The organism is Streptomyces sp. NPDC020362, assembly GCF_040642095.1.
In the GTDB taxonomy this organism is placed as follows: Bacteria; Actinomycetota; Actinomycetes; order Streptomycetales; family Streptomycetaceae; genus Streptomyces.
In genome coordinates, this window is sequence record NZ_JBFAET010000199.1 from 1 (window position 1) to 16,239 (window position 16,239).

A 16,239-nucleotide genomic window follows, 5' to 3' on the forward strand; every position below is an offset into this window, starting at 1 on the left:
AGCGCAACCCCCCCCCGAAACCCCCCCCCCGACGCCCCGGCTCCCCCCGCGGCCCCCGGCCCGCGGCGTACCGGTGGCCGGGTCCCGTCGCCGGGCCGGGGGCAGCGGACGGACCGGGGACACCGCGGGCGTGACGAAGACCTCGGCCGCGCCGCCGGGACCTGCTTCTAGAATCACCGGCACGCGAGCGAGCATCGCCCGCCCCCTGCCCGAAGGAACTCCATGACCAGCGTCGACGAACCGGCAGCACCCGACGCGCGGACGCGTGACGCCGCGCGCACCAGGGCCGAGATCCTCGACGTGGCGACGCAGGAGTTCGCCAGGGCCGGCTACGACGGCGCCCGGGTGGACGAGATCGCGGCCCGCACCCGCACCACCAAGCGGATGATCTACTACTACTTCGGTGGCAAGGAGCAGTTGTTCACGGCCGTACTGGAGCGGGTGTACGGGGAACTGCACGAGGCCGAGCAGCAGCTGGACGTCGAGCACCTGGACGCGGTGACGGCCATCCGGCGCCTGGCCGAACTCGTCTTCGACCATCTCGAGCGCCATCCCGACTTCGTCCGCCTGGTGAGCATCGAGAATGTGCACGGGGCACAGCACCTCGGCGCCCTGCGCAAGCTGGGCAGGGTCGGCTCGCCCGCGCTGGGCGTGATCCGGCGGACCCTGGAGGCCGGGCAGCGGGAGGGCCGGTTCAGGGCCGATCTCGACGCCGTCGACGTGCACGCGATGATCAGCTCGTTCTGCTTCTTCCGGGTGGCCAACCGGCACACCTTCGGCGCGCTGTTCGGCCGCGACCTGCTGGACCCGGCGCAGCGCGAGCACTACCGCACGATGGTCGGCGACATGCTGGTCGCCACTCTCACCGCCGAAGGGACCGCGGGCTGAGCACTTCTACGGCCGCGGGTGGCGCGGCTCGTACAGGGCGAGCCGTCCGCCGCCGGGAAGCCGTAGCGCGGTGAGACGGCCCCAGCGCGCCTCCTCGACCGGCTCGGCGAACTCCACACCCCGCTGGGCGAGCTGCTGCCGTGTCGCCTCCAGGTCGTCGCACATCAGCATCAGCTCGTGCGACGGCTCGCCGTCCGTGGGATGGCAGGCGACCTCCGCAGGCGGGGCCTGGAAGATCAGCCATCCGTGGCCCGCGTCGACGTGCGCCCAGCCGAGGACGTCCCGCAGGAAGGCCCGGTCGGCCTCGGCATCCCGGCTGTGGATCACCACATGTGCCCCATTGATCACGGGCGGAGGCTAGTGCGGGACGCCGTGCGGTACAAGCACCTCCGGGCCGCGTCTCACCGGGAGGGGACCACCGCGGCGTCGAGCAGCGGCCCGAGTTCAGCCACGACGGTCGTCAGCGGGCGTACGTCCTGTTCGGCCCGGGCCATCAGGATCGCCCCCTCCAGGGCGCTGATCATCAAGGTGGCCAGGGAACCGGCGCGGGCGGCAGGCACCCCCATACCGGTCAGGGCCTCGGCGACCGGGCCGCGCCAGGTCGCGAACGCGGCGGCCGCGGCCTCGCGGGTGGAGGGGTCCGTGGTGGCGCAGTCCACGGTCGCGGCGGCGACCGGGCACCCCGCGGCGAAGCCTTCCGTCGCGTACTCGTGGGTCCACTGGGCCGCCATGGCCGCGAACAGGCCGCTCGGCGTCGGCTCGTCGAGCCCCGTGAGGAACCGTGCCACGCGCCGACCGGCGTACCGGCCGGCCCAGGTCACGGCCTCGTTGACCAGCTGTTCCTTGCCGCCCGGGAAATAGTGCTGGAGCGAGCCGCGCGGCGCCCCGGCGTGTGCGGCGACGTCCCGCATACCGGTCGCCGCGACCCCGTCGCGCCGGATGAGCTGGGCCGCGCTGAAGACCATCCGCTCGCGCGGTCCGTGCCGCGGGTCGGCCATGCCTGTCCTCCGATCCTCGCGCCCACTCTATGACCGGCGTCATAACGCCCGCTACTATGACAGCGGTCATAGTCGACCCGTCGAGCGGAGGGCGGCCCCGTGAACGTCGGTTTCATCGGTCTCGGAGTGATGGGCCGGCCCATGGCGCTGCGCCTGGCGGCCTCCGGCCCGCCCCTCGTCGTGTGGAACCGGACCCCGGAGCGCGCCGAGCCGCTGCGCTCGGCGGGCGCCGAGGTCGCGGCCGACCCCGACGAGGTGTTCGCGCGGGCGGAGGTGATCCTTCTGATGCTCGCGGACGAGGCCGCGCTCGATGCCGTCCTCGGCCGCGGCACTCCCGCCCTCGGTGCGCGCGTCGCCGGGCGGACCGTCGTCCACATGGGCACGACCTCCCCCGAGTACTCGCACGCCCTGGAGACCGACGTACGGGCGGCGGGCGGAAGCTATGTGGAGGCGCCCGTCTCCGGGTCACGCGTCCCGGCGGAGCAGGGGAACCTGGTGGCCATGCTGGCCGGCGAGGAGTCCGCCGTGACGGCCGTGCGGCCGCTGCTCGCACCGCTGTGCCGGGAGACGTTCGGGTGCGGCGCGGTCCCGGGCGCCCTGCTGATGAAGCTGTCGGTGAACCTGTTCCTGATCACCCTGGTGACCGGGATGACCGAGGCGTTCCACTTCGCCGAGCGGCACGGCCTGGACCGGCGGCTGTTCCTGGACGTGCTGGACGCGGGCCCCATGGCCAGCGGGGTCTCCCGGACGAAGGCACCCAAGCTGCGCGAGCGGGACTTCGCCGTACAGGCGGCCGCCCTGGACGTCCTCAAGAACAACCGGCTCATCGCCGAGGCGGCCCGCAGGGCACACCTGGCCTCGCCCCTGCTCGACGTGTGCCACGCCCTGTTCGAGGAGACCGTGGCGCAGGGCCACGGCGGGCAGGACATGGTGGCCGTGCTGCGGGCCATCGAGGCACGGACCGCCGAGGTGCCGTAGTCCGGCCCCCGGGGATGTCAGCCCCCGGGGATGCCGTACGCCCGCTCGACGCGCAGCCTCAGCACGAGCCGGCGGTCGCGGACCATGGCGGCCCGGTAGTCGTCCCAGTCCGGGTGCTCACCCCGCACGTCCCGGTAGAGCCGGACCAGTTCCTCGACCGTCTCGTCCTGGGGATCCTGGGCGACCGGCGACAGGTCGGCCGCACCCTCGGCGACCGTGTACGCCCACCGGTCGGCGGTGGTGACGTGGTAGGAGGCGCGGGCGTCGCGGCGCAGATTGCGGGTCTTGGCACGGTCGTCGGTGAGCGAGACCCGGATGATCCGCTCGTCCGGGTAGTAGGCGTGGTTGACGTTGGACAGCTGAGGGCGGCCGTCCTTCCTGAGGGTGACCAGCACCCCTCCGTTCTCCTCGGAGAGCAGCTTCAGCAGTGCGTCCTGCGTGGCGTCCTGAGTCATACCCGCGTCAACTCGGCCGGGCGGGCCGCTCATTCCCGACGCACCCCCCTTCAGTAGACAGTGTCTACTACCGGCTGGTAGACAGTGTCTATGGCTGAGAACGACACGGGTCTGCGGGCCCGCCTGATCGACGTGGGCGTGGAGCTGGTGGCCGCCGAGGGCGTCCAGGCGCTGACGCTGCGGGAGATCGCCCGCCGCGCGGGGGTCTCGCACGGCGCGCCGCGGCGCTACTTCCCCACCCATCTGGAGCTGCTGTCCGCCATCGCCCGGCGGGGGTTCACCGAGCTCGGCGACCGCGCCGGGGCGACGCTCGCGAACGCGGGCGATCCGCGCACACAGCTGACGGAACTCGCCCGGACCTACCTGGAGTTCGCGCTGGACAACCCCGGCATGTACGAGCTGATGTTCCGTCATGACCTGCTGGAGAGCGGACACCTGGGGCTGCGCGGGACGAGCCTGCCGCTCTTCGGGATTCTCGCGGACCTGGTGGGCCGGGTCCGTCCCGAGGCGGACGCCCGGCGTGTCGCGGGCGCCCTGTGGGCCAACCTCCACGGGATCGCCCAGCTGTGGCGCTGGGGCAGTCTCCAACTCGCCACCGGCGGCGCAGACTTCGCTCCGCTGCTGGACACGGCCCTGCTCGCCCATCTGGGCCCGAGGGAGGGACGGTGAACCGCCGGCTGACGCTGGCGAGCAGCGTGGCCGGGGCGGTGCTCGTCGCCCTGGACGGCACGGTCCTCACGGTCGCCCAGCCCTCCCTGCAGCGGGCGCTGCACGCGTCGTTCGCGCAGGTGCAGTGGACGAGTACCGCATATCTCGTCGCGGTGGCGAGCCTGCTGGTGTTCGCGGGGCGGCTCGGCGACCGGTACGGGCAGCGGCGGATGTTCGCACTCGGCATGCTGGGGTTCGGCGCGGCCTCGGCGGGCGTCGGCCTTGCGCCCGGTATCGGCTGGGTGATCGGGCTGCGGGTGGTGCAGGGGGTGTGCGGGGCGCTGCTGCAACCGGCCACGCTCGGCATGCTGCGGGCCGCCTTCCCGCCGGACCGGCTGGCGATGCCGCTCGCGGTGCGCACCAGTGCGATCGGCCTGGCGGCGGCCGCGGGGCCGCTGGTGGGCGGGGCGCTGGTCAGCGGCCTGGGCTGGCGGGCCGTGTTCTTCCTCGGCGTGCTGCCGGCCACGGGCTTCGGCCTGGCGGCGGCTCTGACGGGCAGGTTCCGCAAGAGGGCCGCCGTCCCTGCGAACCGGCACACCGCGCCATGCTCGCCGGGCCGGTTGCCGCCGTCCGCGTCCCTGGACATCCCCGGCGCCCTGCTCCTCGCGGTCGCGCTGGCCTGTCTCGTGCACACGCTGGTCGCGCTGCCCGGCTCCGGTCCGGCAACCGCGGCCGGGCTCGCGGTCGCCGCGCTCGCCGGTGCCGCCTTCGTGCGGCACGAGCGGCGGGCCGTGAGCCCGCTGCTGCCGCCCGAGGTGATCGGCTCGCCGGCCGTCGGGGCGGCACTCGGCCTGCTCGTCGCCGTGTCGGCCTCGCTGTTCGGCACGCTGTTCGTCGAGACGTACGTCCTGCAGCGCCGGCTCGGCCTCGATCCGTTCCACAGTGCGCTGCGCAGCCTGCCGCTGGCGGTGCTGATGGTCGTGTCCGCCCCGCTGTGCCCGGTGCTGCTGCGCCGGGTGGGTGCGCGCTGGACGGCGGCTGCGGCGACGGCGGCGCTCACGCTGGGCGTCCTCGTGCTGTCCCGGGCCACCGGCGCGGTCCCGCTCGGCTGTGGCTTCGCGCTGCTCGGCGCCGGGTTCGGCACGGTGATGGTGGCCGCCACCCACGTCGTCGTACGGCATGCGGACGTGACGGTGGCCGGAGTGGCGGGCGGGCTGCAGCAGACCGCGCTGAACGTCGGCCCCGTCGTCGGCGTGGCCGCGGGCACCGCGCTGATGGGCGCAGGAGAGCGCACGGCGCTGCTCGCGCTCGCCGCCGTGGCCGTGTGCGCCGTACCCGCGGCCCGTGCGCTGCCGGGCCGCGGCGTCGCGTCGATCACACACACCCCTGATGAGCAGGCCCGGGCCGGTGTTCCTGCGCGACGATGAGGCGTCAGGTCGTCCCGGCCGGGGGCCGGACCCCACGCCCACGACGCGACCGAAGGAGAGCGATGGCACAGCTGCGACAGGAAGTCGGCCCGGACGAGGCCGGCTTGGACGCGAGGGCCCTCGAGCGCCTCGACCAGCACTTCGCCCGCCACGTCGGCGAAGGGCGCCTGCCCGGCTACCTGGTGGCCGTGGCCCGCGGCGGCCGGGTCGCCCACCTCACCACGTACGGTCACCGGGACGTGGCGGCCGGGCTCCCGGTGGAGGCCGACACCCTGTGGCGGATCTACTCCATGACCAAGCCCGTCACGGCGGTCGCGGTGCTGCAACTGGTGGAGGAGGGCCGGCTGTCCCTGGACGACCCGGTCGACCGCCATGTCCCCGCGTTCGCCGATCCCCGTGTGTACGAGAGCGGTTCGGGCGCTCGGATGCGCACGCGCCCGGCCGACGGCCCGATCCTGATCCGGCATCTGCTCACCCACACGGCGGGCCTGACCTTCGGTTTCTACTACAAGCACCCGGTCGACGCGCTCTACCGCGCCCGTGGCCTGGAGTCCTCCGTGCCGCCGGGCGCCGACCTCGCCGAGACGGTCGAGGTGTACGCGAGCCTGCCGCTGCAGTTCGAGCCGGGCACGCAGTGGAACTACTCGGTCGCCTCCAATGTGCTGGGCCGGGTGATCGAGGTGGTCTCCGGGCAGCCGCTGGACGCGTTCTTCGCCGAGCGGATCTTCCGTCCGCTCGGCATGACCGACGCCGGCTTCCATCTCGCCCCCGGACAGATGGGCCGGCTGGCCGAGTTGTACGGCGAGACGGACGACGGCGGCATCGCGCCGGTGCCCGGGCTGCCCGTGCAGAGCCGTCCGCGGTTCCTGTCCGGCAGCGGCGGCGTCGTCGCCACGGCACACGACTTCCACCGGTTCATGGAGATGCTGCGCCGGGGCGGCGAGCTGGACGGCACCCGTCTGCTGTCGCCCGGCACGGTCGCGGAGATGACCCGCAACCAGCTGCCCGGCGGCGCCGACCGGCGCTCCTTCGGTGCGCCCGCCCACCAGGAGCGCAGCAACGAGGGCCTCGGCTTCGGCTTCAACGTCTCCGTGGCCGTCGACCCGGCCCGCACCCTCGCCCCGCAGGGCCTCGGCACCTACGGCTGGACCGGCGTCGCGACCACCGCCTTCTGGGTCGACCCGGGCCGTGATCTGACGGTGCAGTTCATGACCCAGGTGCGGCCGAAGACGCTGAAGGTCTTCCCGGAGCTGCGCCGGCTGGTGCACGAGGCGCTGGTGGACTGACTGCTCGGCCACGGTCCGGTCCCGCGGCGCGGTCAGACCACGTTGGCCTCCGGGCGCGGGGCGCCGGCCGCGAACCGGTCGGCGCTCAGGGGACGGACGTCCAGGAAGGGCCGGCGGCCCAGGTACAGGTCGCGGACGATCTCGCCGACGGCCGGTCCCTGCAGGAAGCCGTGCCCGGAGAAGCCGGTCGCATACAGAAAACGGGACACCGAAGACGCCTCGCCGATCAGGGCGTTGTGGTCGGGGGTGTTCTCGTACAGGCCCGCCCAGCCGCCGGTGCGGCGCAGGTCGAGCAGGGCGGGGGCGCGCCGCTGCATCGCCTCGCACAGACCGGGGATCCAGCGGTCGTGGGATTCGGTGGCGAAGCCCGGCCGCTCGTCCGGATCGGACATGCCGAGCAGCAGGCCGGGGCCCTCGGCGTGGAAGTACAGGCTGGTGGTGAAGTCGATCGTCATGGGCAGCGCGGGCGGCAGACCCGGGACCGGCTCGGTGACGGCGATCTGACGGCGCAGCGGCTCCACCGGAAGGTCGACGCCCGCCATCGCGCCGACCGCCCTGGACCAGGCCCCGGCCGCGCAGATCACCGTGTCGGTGGCGATGCGGCCGAGGGTCGTGGTGACGGCGGTGACGGCGGCGCCGTGCCGTTCGATGCCGGTGACCTCGGTGTGGCGCAGGATGCGGGCGCCGTGGACGCGGGCGGTGGCCGCATAGCCGTGCACGACCGCCTCCGGGGTGCAGTGGCCGTCGTCCGGCGACCAGGCGGCGGCCAGCAGTCCGTCGGTGGTGATCAGCGGGGAGAGGCGGCGGGCCTCCTGCGGGGTGAGCATCCGGCTGGGCACGCCGAGGGAGTTCTGCAGCCGCACCCCCGCCTCGAAGCCGGCGACCTGCCCGGGTGTGGACAGCAGGAACAGATAGCCGACCCGGTGCAGACCGATGTCCTGGCCGGTCTCCTCCTCGAACCGGGCGAAGGCTTCCAGGCTGCGCGCGCCGAGCCGGATGTTCAGCTCGTCGGAGAACTGCGCGCGCACCCCGCCCGCGGCCTTGGATGTGGAGCCGGCGGCGAGTTCGTCGCGCTCGACCAGGACGACGTCCCGCACCCCGGCCCGCGCGAGATGGCAGGCGATGCTCGTGCCCATCACCCCGCCGCCGACGACGACCACGCGGGCCCGGAGGTTCACGCTCCTGCCTCCCTCGCGGCGCGGATCACGGCCCAGGCGGCCGCCGCGTCCTGGATGCCGAGTCCGACGCTGTTGAAATACAGGATGTCCTGAGGGGCCGTGCGGGCGCCACGGCGCCCGGTGAGCACCTCGCCCAGCGGGACGAGGCCGTCCGGACTGAGCAGTCCGTCGCGCAGGGCGTCCACGACCGGTCCGGCGTGCCCGGCCGCCGTCCCGGGGTCGTCGACGACGACGGCCGCGGCCCGCCGTACGACCTCGGGGTCGACCTCCCGGCGGGTGGGCTCGAAGGAGCCGATGCTGACGACCGTGCAGCCGGGCGCCAGCCAGGCGCCGCGCACCACGGGCGTCGTGCTGAGCGTGCAGGCGGCGACCACCGACGCACCGGTGACGGCCTCTTCGGGGCTGTCCACCGCCCGCACGGACACCCCTAGTTCGACGGCGAGGGTGCCTGCGGCCGCGGCGCGCCGGTGCGGGTCGGGGCTCCACAGCCGCAGCGCCGTCACCTCGCGCACCCGGGCGATCATGCGGGCGTGGGCGAGGGCCTGGGTGCCGGAGCCGAGCAGGGCCAGTTCGGTGCGGCCGGGCACGGCCAGGGCGTCCACGGCCACGGCGCTGCCCCCGGCCGTGCGCAGGGTGGTCAGCGCGGTGCCGTCCAGGACGGCGGCGAGCCGGCCGGTCTCCGGGTCGAGCGCGGTGACGACCGCGTGCACGGTGGGCAGACCGGCCGCCGCGTTGCCCGGGTTGACGCTGCCGAACTTGGCCACCGCCCCGGTGTCCTTCGACAGCCGGGAGACGTAGGCGAAGATCACGCTGTCGTCGAAGCGGCTCGGCTCCATGATCTTCCCGGGCAGGTCGGCCTCGCCGGTGCCGAGCGCGGTGAAGGCCGCCCGCTGGGAGGCGATCGCCGCGTCCGGGCCGAGCAGCCGTGTCACCTGGGCCGCGGAGAGGAGGAGGACGTCGTCGGTCATCCCCTGATCCTGTCCGGGCGGCCGCCCGCCGAATCAGGAGCCGTGGGCCACCGCGTCCAGGTGGGGCAGGATGTGGTCCATCCGCTCCCGCTTGGTGCGCAGGTAGGTGATGTTGCTCTCGCACGGCTCGATCAGCAGCGGCACTTGCTCGGCCACCTGGATGCCGTGCCGTACCAGGGCCTCGCGCTTGCGCGGGTTGTTGGACATCAGCCGCACCGAGCGCACCCCGAGGTCGCGCAGGATCTCGGCGGCGACACCGTAGTCGCGGGCGTCGACGGGCAGGCCGAGCGCCAGGTTCGCCTCGACCGTGTCCAGGCCCTCCGCCTGCAGGGCCATCGCGCGCAGCTTGGCGAGCAGGCCGATGCCGCGGCCCTCGTGGCCGCGCAGGTAGACGACGATGCCGCTGCCTTCGGCGACCACCGCGCGCAGTGCCGAGGCCAGCTGGTCACCGCACTCGCAGTGCTGCGAGCCGAACGCGTCTCCGGTCAGGCACTCCGAGTGCAGCCGCACCAGAACGTTCTCGGTGCCGATCTCGCCGTGGACGAGGGCGACTTGCTCGTCCCCGCGGTCGTGGTCCTGGTAGCCGATCGCCTGGAATTTCCCGTACACGGTGGGCAGCGGGGCATTCACAACGCGTTCGGCGCCCGAACGCCGCTGGGACTTCTTGCCGAGGATGCCGATGTTTTCTGTCATGATCTGATTCCTAAGCAGAGACGAAAGGCCGGGAAAAGATGAGTGGTTCGGGCGCGCGTACGGCGGCATACGGCGTGGTGCCGGCGGACACTACCGAAGACGTACGGATGCGGGGGGCGGACGTTTCAGCACAGGTCGCCGTCCTTCCCGTGGGCAGCTTCGAACAGCACGGCCCCTTCCTTCCGCTGGCGACCGACACGCTCGTCGCCTGTGCCGTGGCACGGGAGATCGCCGAGGCGTACCCGGTGCACCTTCTTCCCCCGGTGACGGTCTCCTGCTCGCACGAGCACGCGACCTGGCCGGGTACCGTCAGCATCTCCGCCGTGACCCTGCATGCGGTGGTCCGGGACATCGCGGCGTCGCTGCGCCGCTCCGGCGTGGACGCGCTCGTCGTGGTCAACGGGCACGGCGGCAACTACGTGCTGGGCAACGTCGTCCAGGAAGCCTCCGCGCGCGGCGAGAAGGCGGCGCTGTTCCCGGCCGCAGAGGAGTGGGAGACGGCCCGGGAGCGCGCCGGGGTGCTCACCTCGCTGCTCACCGACATGCATGCGGGGGAAATCGAGACCTCCATTCTGCTGCACGCTCATCCCGAATTCGTCCGCCCTGGTTACGAGTCCGCCGATTTCACCGCTGACGACCGTCGTCATCTGCTCACCCTGGGAATGTCCGCCTATACCGAATCGGGTGTCATCGGCCGTCCTTCCCTGGGATCGGCGGAAAAGGGGAAGGAACTGCTGGCGAGCCTCGTGGAGTCCTTCGGCGCGACGTTCGCGTTGCTCACGTCGGCCGACGCGTCCGGGGACGTACGGGGATAGCCGCGCAGCCCGGTGTACCAGCGGGCGACGAGGACGACGGCGCCGGGCAGGCTCGCCACGAAGCTGAGCACGCCGTACACCACGGCGACGGCCACTCCGCTGCTCGCGCCGAGTCCCGCGGCGCCGAACGCCCAGGCGGTGACGCCCTCACGGGGCCCAAAACCGCCGACGTTCACCGGCAGGCCCATGGCGACCAGGGCGAGGACCGCGAGCGGGAGCAGCACCGGCACGGAGGCGGCGGATCCGGCGACGCGGGCCGCGACGACGAACATCGCGACGTGCCCGGCGAGGATGACGGCCGAGGACAGGGCGACACCGGGGCCGGCCTGGCGGGACAGCAGCCCCTGCCGCGCCTCGCCGAGGGTGCTGCGCAGCGCGCCACGGCGCCGGGTGGAGGCACGGTTCATCCGGACGGCGACGACGACGGCGAGCGCGCCGACGGCGGCCAGGGCCACGAGCGGGGCGAAGCCCCGGACGTCGTCGCGGACGGGCGAGGGCAGGGTCAGCAGCACCGCCGCGCCGAACACGGTCAGCGCGAGCTGCCCGGCGACCCGCTCCAACACGACCGTCTTCACCCCGCGCCGCAGGTCACCGGCGCTCTGCCCGTGCCTGACCGCCCGGTGCACATCGCCCAGGATCCCGCCGGGCAGCGCCGCGTTCAGGAACAGCGCGCGGTAGTAGTCGGCCAGCGCGGGCCCGAACGGCAGCCGGATCCCGAGCCCCCGGGCCACCAGCTGCCAGCGCCACGCGCTGAACACGGTGGTGACCACACCGATCGCCAGGGCCGCCAGCACCGTCACCGTGTCGATGCGCCGCAGTCCGTCGAGCAGGACTCCGGTGCCCAGCCGCCAGAGGAGGGCAGCCAGGATGACGACACCGATGGCCGTGCCGAAGTGGGTGCGCAGGGCACGGGAGTTGAGGCGGGACAGGAGGGTGCGGGGGGCGCGGGGGGTGTTGGGTTCCTCGGGCTCGGGGGTGCGGGGCAGCGGGAGACGGGCAGGTCCGGCCTCCTCCGCACGGGCGCGTGCCGTATCCGAGGGCGCCTCGCACGCCTCCGTCGTGCGCAGGGACGTCACAACCGCCCGGGCGCTCCTCAACGTCGTGCGCGGCCCGGTGCCGGCCTGCACCGTCTGGCTGCTCATGACGCCCCTCCCACCGGCCGGGGCAGGGCCAGCAGGTCGCTGTGGTGGACCACGACCTGCAACTCACCGGCCGCGCAGGCGGCCAGGCGCTCGTCCAGATAGCGTTCGGCGCGCTCACGCAGTCCGGGCTGCTCTTCGACGGCCGCGCCGACCCATCCGCGCAGCCACTGCTCGGTCAGCGCGGACTCGGCGGGGCCGAGCCGCCACGGGCTCGGATGCACCCGTACCGTCGCCCCGCGTTCGGTGAACGCCTCGCAGGCCACCGTGACCGCGTCCGGACCGAGCAGTCCGTTGCGCCGCTGGTGGGCGTTGAACGCCTCGGCGATCTCGGCGTCCAGCGGGTGGGAGGGGCTGAGTTCGACGCGGCCCGCGACGGACAGCGTGAGCAGCGCGGGGCAGCCGGCGCCCGTGCAGGCGGCGGCGAGGGCCTCGATCTCCTCCTGGGTGAGGACGTCCAGCAGCGCCGAGGCGGTCACCAGGCAGGCCCCGGTCAGCGCGTCGGGGGTGAGCCGAGCGACGTCGCCGCGCCGCGTCTCGACCGTGACCCGGCTGCCGTCGCCGGCGGCGCGCGGCGAGGCCACGGCGGCGAAGTGCAGCAGGTAGGGGTCGCGGTCGTGCAGGACCCAGTGCTGGGCGCCGTCCAGGCGGGGCGCGAGCCAGCGGCCCATCGAGCCGGTGCCGCAGCCCAGGTCGTGCACGACCAGACCGCCCGCCCGGCCCGGCAGATTGGCCAGCCGGATCCGCAGCGGGTCCAGCAGGTCCTGTGCCCGGGCTGCCGCGTCGGCGCCTTCCCGCAGCTGCAGCCACTCGGGGGCGTACCGCGGCGGCTCCTCCTCCGCGCCGTCGCGCAGCCGCACCGTGGCCCGCTCACCGGGTCGGGCCACGGGCCCGGCACCGGCGATCACCCCGGACGGGTCGCTCTCGTGGGTTGCAGCGCCCGCGGCAAGCTCCTCGCCGCCGGGCCCGGACTCCGTCGCGCGGGGCCCGGGCTGAGCCGGGATGCCACCGGTCACGGTCGTCGTGTCCCTCATACCGCCCTCCTCGGTGCTTCGGGGAGCCGGCCGAGGACCGCGGCCAGGCCGCGGGCGGTGGCCGCCCAGCCGCCGAGGGCCGCGCGGCGGCTGCGCGCAGCCGCCTTCAGCCGGCGGCGTACGTCGGGTTCGCCGAACCAGCCGCGCAGTTCGGCGGCGAGCGCGGCGGGGTCCTCCGGTGGGACGAGGATGCCGGGGACACCTCCGTCGGGGGCACGGCCCACCGCCTCGGGCACCCCGCCGACATCGGTCGCCAGCACCGGGACACCGCGGGCGAGGGCCTCGGTGATCGCCATGCCGTAGGTCTCCGCGTACGAGGTGAGGACCATCAGGTCGGCCGCCGCGTAGCTGGCGTCGAGCGCGGCCCCGGACTGCGGTCCGGTGAGCTCCAGGCGCTCCTGGAGGCCGTGCCGCCGGATCAGGTCGCGCAAGTGGGCGACGTACTCGCGGTCGTTGGTCAGCCCGCCGACGCACACACAGTGCCACGGCAGGTCCTGCACCGTGGCCAGGGCCTCCACCAGCCGGTGCTGGCCCTTGCGCGGGGTGACGGCGGCGACGCACAGCAGCCGGGAGACGCCGTCGGTGCCGGGCGCGAGGGGCGCGATGTCGGCGCCGGGGGCGGCGACATGCACCCGGTCGGGGGCCAGGCCGTGGTGGGAGACGAGCCGGCGGACCGCCCAGTCGCTGGTGGCGACGACCGCGGGCACCGCCCGCAGCACCGTCCGCTCACGGGCGTCCAGGTCGGCGGCCACGGACGCGTCCAGGCCGGTCTCGTCGCCGAGGGGCAGATGCACCAGCACCGCCAGCCGCAGCCGTTCGGCCTCCGGCACGACGATCTCCGGGACGCCGCAGGCGACCAGCCCGTCCAGCAGGACAACAGTGTCGTCCGGCAGGTCCCGCAGGGTGCGGGCGAGCGCGTCACGGTCGGCCGCCGCGGGCCGCGGCCAGCTGCCGGGCACGGGATGCCGCACGGCCTGCCAGCCGAAGCCCGGCAGGTCCAGGCAGACCCGGCGGTCGTAGGCGTTGCCGCCGCTCGGCATGGCCGGGTCGTCGACACCGCCGGGCATCACGAAGTGCACGGTGCGCAGGGACATGGGGACGATCCCGGCGTCCTCGGAGGCGAAGGGGGCGGCGGAAGGGGAGGTGACAGAGGCGGCGGCGCGCTGCACGGGCACATGGGCGAGCGGCGCCTGCCCGGTCTTCTCCAGCGTCAGATCGTTCACAGGGCACGCTCGTAACTCGCCCAGGCGATGTGCGACTCGTGCAGGGTGACGGTGATGCCCGAAAGACCCTTGGCGCCCTCGCCCAGCGCGCCCTTGTGGACGCGTTCGGCGAGCCGGTCCGCGATGACCTTGGCCAGGAACTCGGTGGAGGTGTTGATCCCGGCGAACTCCGGCTCGTCGTCGAGGTTGCGATAGTTCAGCTCACCGGTGACGGCGCCCAGTTCCTGGGTGGCCAGGCCGATGTCGACGACGATGTTGTCCTCGTCCAGCTGCTCGCGACGGAAGGCGGCGTCCACCAGGAACGTGGCGCCGTGCAGTCGCTGCGCGGGCCCGAACACCTCGCCGCGGAAGCTGTGGGCGATCATGATGTGATCGCGGACGGTGATGCTGAACAACGGACGACCCTCCAGGTGCGGCGCGTCTGGTGCCCCCGGCGACCGACTGCCGGAGGATGACGTGTAGTACGGCTCTTCGCTTCCCCGCGTTCAGCCCCCTCTCACTCTTTTCTCAGGTCAGGCCGTTTTCGCCGTACGAGATGCGGTGGCACAGGGCGGGGATCTCGCCGGAGGCGAGTCTGGGCATCAGCTCCGGCAGTTCCTCGAAGGTGCTCTCGCCGGTGACGAGGGCGTCGAGCGCCGGGTCGGCGAGCAGGTCGAGGGCGAGTGCCATCCGCTCGGCGTAGCCGCGGCCGGGCCGGGCGGCCGGGGAGACGGTGCCGACCTGGCTGCTGCGCACGGTGAGGCGGCGCGAGTGGAAGGCCTCGCCGAGCGGCAGGGCGATGCGCCGGTCGCCGTACCAGCTCAGTTCGACGACCGTACCCTCGGCGGCGAGGAGTTCGAGGGAGCGGGAAAGGCCCTGTTCGGTGGCGCTGGCGTGGATGACGAGGTCGCAGTCGCCGAGGGCGTCCGCGGGTGCGGCGAAGTCCACGCCGAGGGCCTCGGCGGTCTTCGCGCGGGCCGGGTCGGCGTCGACCAGTTGGAGGCGCATGCCGGGGAAGCGGGCGAGCAGGGCAGCCACCGAGCAGCCGACCATGCCGCCGCCGACCACCGCGATGCGGTCGCCGATCCGGGGTGCCGCGTCCCACAGGGCGTTCACGGCGGTCTCCACGGTGCCCGCGAGAACGGCCCGCCGGGCGGGCACCTTCTCGGGCACCACGGTCACGGCGTTCACCGGAACGACGTAACGGCTCTGATGCGGATAAAGACAGAAGACCGTGCGCCCGACGAGCGCCTCGGGTCCCTCCTCGACGATCCCGACGTTCAGGTAGCCGTACTTCACCGGGCCGGGAAAGTCGCCCTCCTGGAACGGCGCCCGCATCACGGCGTGTTGGCTCTCGGGCACCCCTCCGCGAAAGACCAGTGTCTCCGTGCCGCGGCTCACTCCGGAGAAGAGCGTGCGGACCAGAACCTCGCCCTCGGCGGGGTCCGCGAGAGTGATGTCGCGCAGCTCGCCGTGGCCGGGTGAGCGGAGCCAGAACGCGCGGGCCGATCGGTTCATCGGCATCCTCCTGAACGATCGGGAAGTTGTTCACGTACCGAGAAGTGCACAGGCCGCGCACAGTACGCGGCGTTGATCGACTCTGTCACTCGGCCGGAGGGTGTGCGGTGGCCCTGAACAACACTTTTGACGCGAGGCTGCAACAGGAGACCGCTGTGGGAGCGGGCGTGCAGATCCTGCTGCTGGCCCTGCTCGGCACGGCGATCGGCATGGGGCCGGCCGGCTGGCTGACGGGACTTGTCTTCGCGTTCGCCACCTGGGCGGTGCTCTCCCGCGCCCTGCACCGATCCCGGCTCAGCTCCTTCGGGCCCGCCAACCGGGTCACCCTCGGCCGGGCCACCCTGGTCGGCGGGGTGACCGCGCTGGTCGCGGACTCCTTCGAGAGCACGCCGCCGGTCGCCCTGCTGGTCGGACTGACCGCCGTCGCGCTCGTCCTGGACGGCGTGGACGGCAAGGTGGCCCGCCGCACCGGCACCTCCAGCGCGCTCGGCGCCCGCTTCGACATGGAGGTCGACGCGTTCCTGATCCTGGTCCTGAGCGTGTACGTGGCGATGCAGCTGGGCCCGTGGGTGCTGCTGATCGGCTCCATGCGCTACGCGTTCGTCGCCGCGGCCCGCGTAGCCCCCTGGCTGAACGCCCCGCTGCCCCCGTCGTTCGCCCGCAAGACGGTCGCCGCGATCCAGGGCGTCTGCCTCCTGCTGGCGGGTGCCGAGCTGCTGCCGGCCGCGGCCAACCTGGCGGTCGTGCTGCTGGCGCTGGGCTCGCTGGTGTGGTCGTTCGGCCGGGATGTGCTGTGGCTGTGGCGCCACTCCCGCACGAGCGTCGTCGCCGCTGCCGAGGAGGCGCCGGCGGAGCCGCGGCTGCTGGAGCTGGCGGCGCGCTGAGGGCGCACGGCGAAGGGCCCGGACCGGTGACCGGTCCGGGCCCTTCGGACTGCGCCCATCGCTCTGCGCCCTTCGCTCTGCGCCCATCGCTCTGCGCCCTTCGCTCTGCGCCGTGCGCCTAGATCGGA

At 73.7% G+C, this 16,239-nt stretch carries 17 protein-coding genes and 1 pseudogene; 7 read left to right on the forward strand and 11 right to left on the reverse strand.

Annotation, left to right across the window (positions count from 1 at the left end; all coding sequences use genetic code 11):
• The first annotated feature begins 222 nt into the window (after positions 1-222).
• Positions 223-888, forward strand: coding sequence for a TetR/AcrR family transcriptional regulator (locus AB0H32_RS39675; RefSeq protein WP_361131643.1), 666 nt, complete (start codon positions 223-225; stop codon positions 886-888).
• A gap of 6 nt (positions 889-894) precedes the next feature.
• Here AB0H32_RS39675 and AB0H32_RS39680 read toward each other — a convergent pair whose 3' ends face one another.
• Positions 895-1,236, reverse strand: a complete 342-nt coding sequence (locus AB0H32_RS39680; RefSeq protein ID WP_361131646.1) for a VOC family protein — start codon at positions 1,234-1,236, stop codon at positions 895-897.
• Between the two features lie 53 nt (positions 1,237-1,289).
• On the reverse strand, positions 1,290-1,886 hold the full coding sequence (locus tag AB0H32_RS39685; protein ID WP_361131649.1) for a TetR/AcrR family transcriptional regulator: 597 nt from the start codon (positions 1,884-1,886) through the stop codon (positions 1,290-1,292).
• 99 nt (positions 1,887-1,985) lie between these two features.
• On the opposite strand from AB0H32_RS39685, the gene AB0H32_RS39690 reads away from it, so the two are divergent.
• Entirely contained in the window at positions 1,986-2,864 is an 879-nt protein-coding gene (locus AB0H32_RS39690; protein ID WP_361131652.1) for an NAD(P)-dependent oxidoreductase, read from the forward strand.
• A 17-nt stretch (positions 2,865-2,881) separates the two neighbouring features.
• Here AB0H32_RS39690 and AB0H32_RS39695 read toward each other — a convergent pair whose 3' ends face one another.
• Entirely contained in the window at positions 2,882-3,319 is a 438-nt protein-coding gene (locus AB0H32_RS39695; RefSeq protein ID WP_361131655.1) for a TIGR03618 family F420-dependent PPOX class oxidoreductase, read from the reverse strand.
• A 90-nt stretch (positions 3,320-3,409) separates the two neighbouring features.
• On the opposite strand from AB0H32_RS39695, the gene AB0H32_RS39700 reads away from it, so the two are divergent.
• From AB0H32_RS39700 to AB0H32_RS39710, 3 genes are all read left to right on the forward strand, one after another.
• On the forward strand, positions 3,410-3,988 hold the full coding sequence (locus tag AB0H32_RS39700) for a TetR/AcrR family transcriptional regulator (protein WP_361131657.1): 579 nt from the start codon (positions 3,410-3,412) through the stop codon (positions 3,986-3,988).
• The gene (locus AB0H32_RS39705; protein ID WP_361131660.1) at positions 3,985-5,394 is read left to right on the forward strand and encodes an MFS transporter; all 1,410 of its coding nucleotides are present in this window, start codon (positions 3,985-3,987) and stop codon (positions 5,392-5,394) included. The genes AB0H32_RS39700 and AB0H32_RS39705 overlap by 4 nt, the downstream gene beginning before the upstream one ends.
• 62 nt (positions 5,395-5,456) lie before the next feature.
• Positions 5,457-6,680 carry a serine hydrolase domain-containing protein gene (locus tag AB0H32_RS39710; protein ID WP_361131663.1) on the forward strand — a complete coding sequence of 408 codons (1,224 nt, stop codon included), beginning with the start codon at positions 5,457-5,459 and terminating at the stop codon, positions 6,678-6,680.
• Between the two features lie 32 nt (positions 6,681-6,712).
• On the opposite strand, the gene AB0H32_RS39715 is transcribed toward AB0H32_RS39710, so the two are convergent.
• The 3 genes from AB0H32_RS39715 to ribA are packed head-to-tail and all read right to left on the reverse strand — an operon-like array spanning position 6,713 to position 9,519.
• Positions 6,713-7,858 (reverse strand): FAD-binding oxidoreductase, encoded by a 1,146-nt coding sequence (locus tag AB0H32_RS39715; protein ID WP_361131666.1) that lies wholly within the window; start codon positions 7,856-7,858, stop codon positions 6,713-6,715.
• Positions 7,855-8,826, reverse strand: coding sequence for an ornithine cyclodeaminase family protein (locus AB0H32_RS39720; protein ID WP_361131669.1), 972 nt, complete (start codon positions 8,824-8,826; stop codon positions 7,855-7,857). The genes AB0H32_RS39715 and AB0H32_RS39720 overlap by 4 nt, the downstream gene beginning before the upstream one ends.
• 33 nt (positions 8,827-8,859) lie before the next feature.
• Positions 8,860-9,519, reverse strand: coding sequence for a GTP cyclohydrolase II (gene ribA / locus AB0H32_RS39725; protein WP_361131672.1), 660 nt, complete (start codon positions 9,517-9,519; stop codon positions 8,860-8,862).
• 38 nt (positions 9,520-9,557) lie between these two features.
• Here ribA and AB0H32_RS39730 point away from each other — a divergent pair, with 38 nt between their 5' ends.
• Positions 9,558-10,334: a creatininase family protein gene (locus AB0H32_RS39730; RefSeq protein ID WP_361131675.1), complete on the forward strand. Its 777-nt coding sequence runs from the start codon at positions 9,558-9,560 to the stop codon at positions 10,332-10,334.
• A gap of 101 nt (positions 10,335-10,435) precedes the next feature.
• Here AB0H32_RS39730 and AB0H32_RS39735 read toward each other — a convergent pair.
• The 5 genes and pseudogenes from AB0H32_RS39735 to AB0H32_RS39755 form a co-directional block, all read right to left on the reverse strand.
• Positions 10,436-11,476: pseudogene (locus AB0H32_RS39735) on the reverse strand (lysylphosphatidylglycerol synthase transmembrane domain-containing protein); the annotation flags it as partial.
• The gene (locus tag AB0H32_RS39740) at positions 11,473-12,507 is read right to left on the reverse strand and encodes a class I SAM-dependent methyltransferase (RefSeq protein WP_361131678.1); all 1,035 of its coding nucleotides are present in this window, start codon (positions 12,505-12,507) and stop codon (positions 11,473-11,475) included. The pseudogene AB0H32_RS39735 and the gene AB0H32_RS39740, both read right to left, overlap by 4 nt.
• Positions 12,504-13,730: a glycosyltransferase family 4 protein gene (locus tag AB0H32_RS39745; RefSeq protein WP_361131681.1), complete on the reverse strand. Its 1,227-nt coding sequence runs from the start codon at positions 13,728-13,730 to the stop codon at positions 12,504-12,506. The genes AB0H32_RS39740 and AB0H32_RS39745 overlap by 4 nt, the downstream gene beginning before the upstream one ends.
• On the reverse strand, positions 13,727-14,125 hold the full coding sequence (locus tag AB0H32_RS39750; protein WP_361131684.1) for a 6-carboxytetrahydropterin synthase: 399 nt from the start codon (positions 14,123-14,125) through the stop codon (positions 13,727-13,729). Before AB0H32_RS39750 ends, AB0H32_RS39745 begins: the two co-directional genes overlap by 4 nt.
• A gap of 112 nt (positions 14,126-14,237) precedes the next feature.
• Complete coding sequence (locus AB0H32_RS39755; protein ID WP_361131687.1) at positions 14,238-15,227, reverse strand: zinc-binding alcohol dehydrogenase; 990 nt, start codon at positions 15,225-15,227, stop codon at positions 14,238-14,240.
• 107 nt (positions 15,228-15,334) lie between these two features.
• Between AB0H32_RS39755 and AB0H32_RS39760 the strand changes: the two genes are divergently transcribed.
• Positions 15,335-16,111, forward strand: a complete 777-nt coding sequence (locus tag AB0H32_RS39760) for a CDP-alcohol phosphatidyltransferase family protein (RefSeq protein ID WP_361131690.1) — start codon at positions 15,335-15,337, stop codon at positions 16,109-16,111.
• Positions 16,112-16,239: the final 128 nt, after the last annotated feature.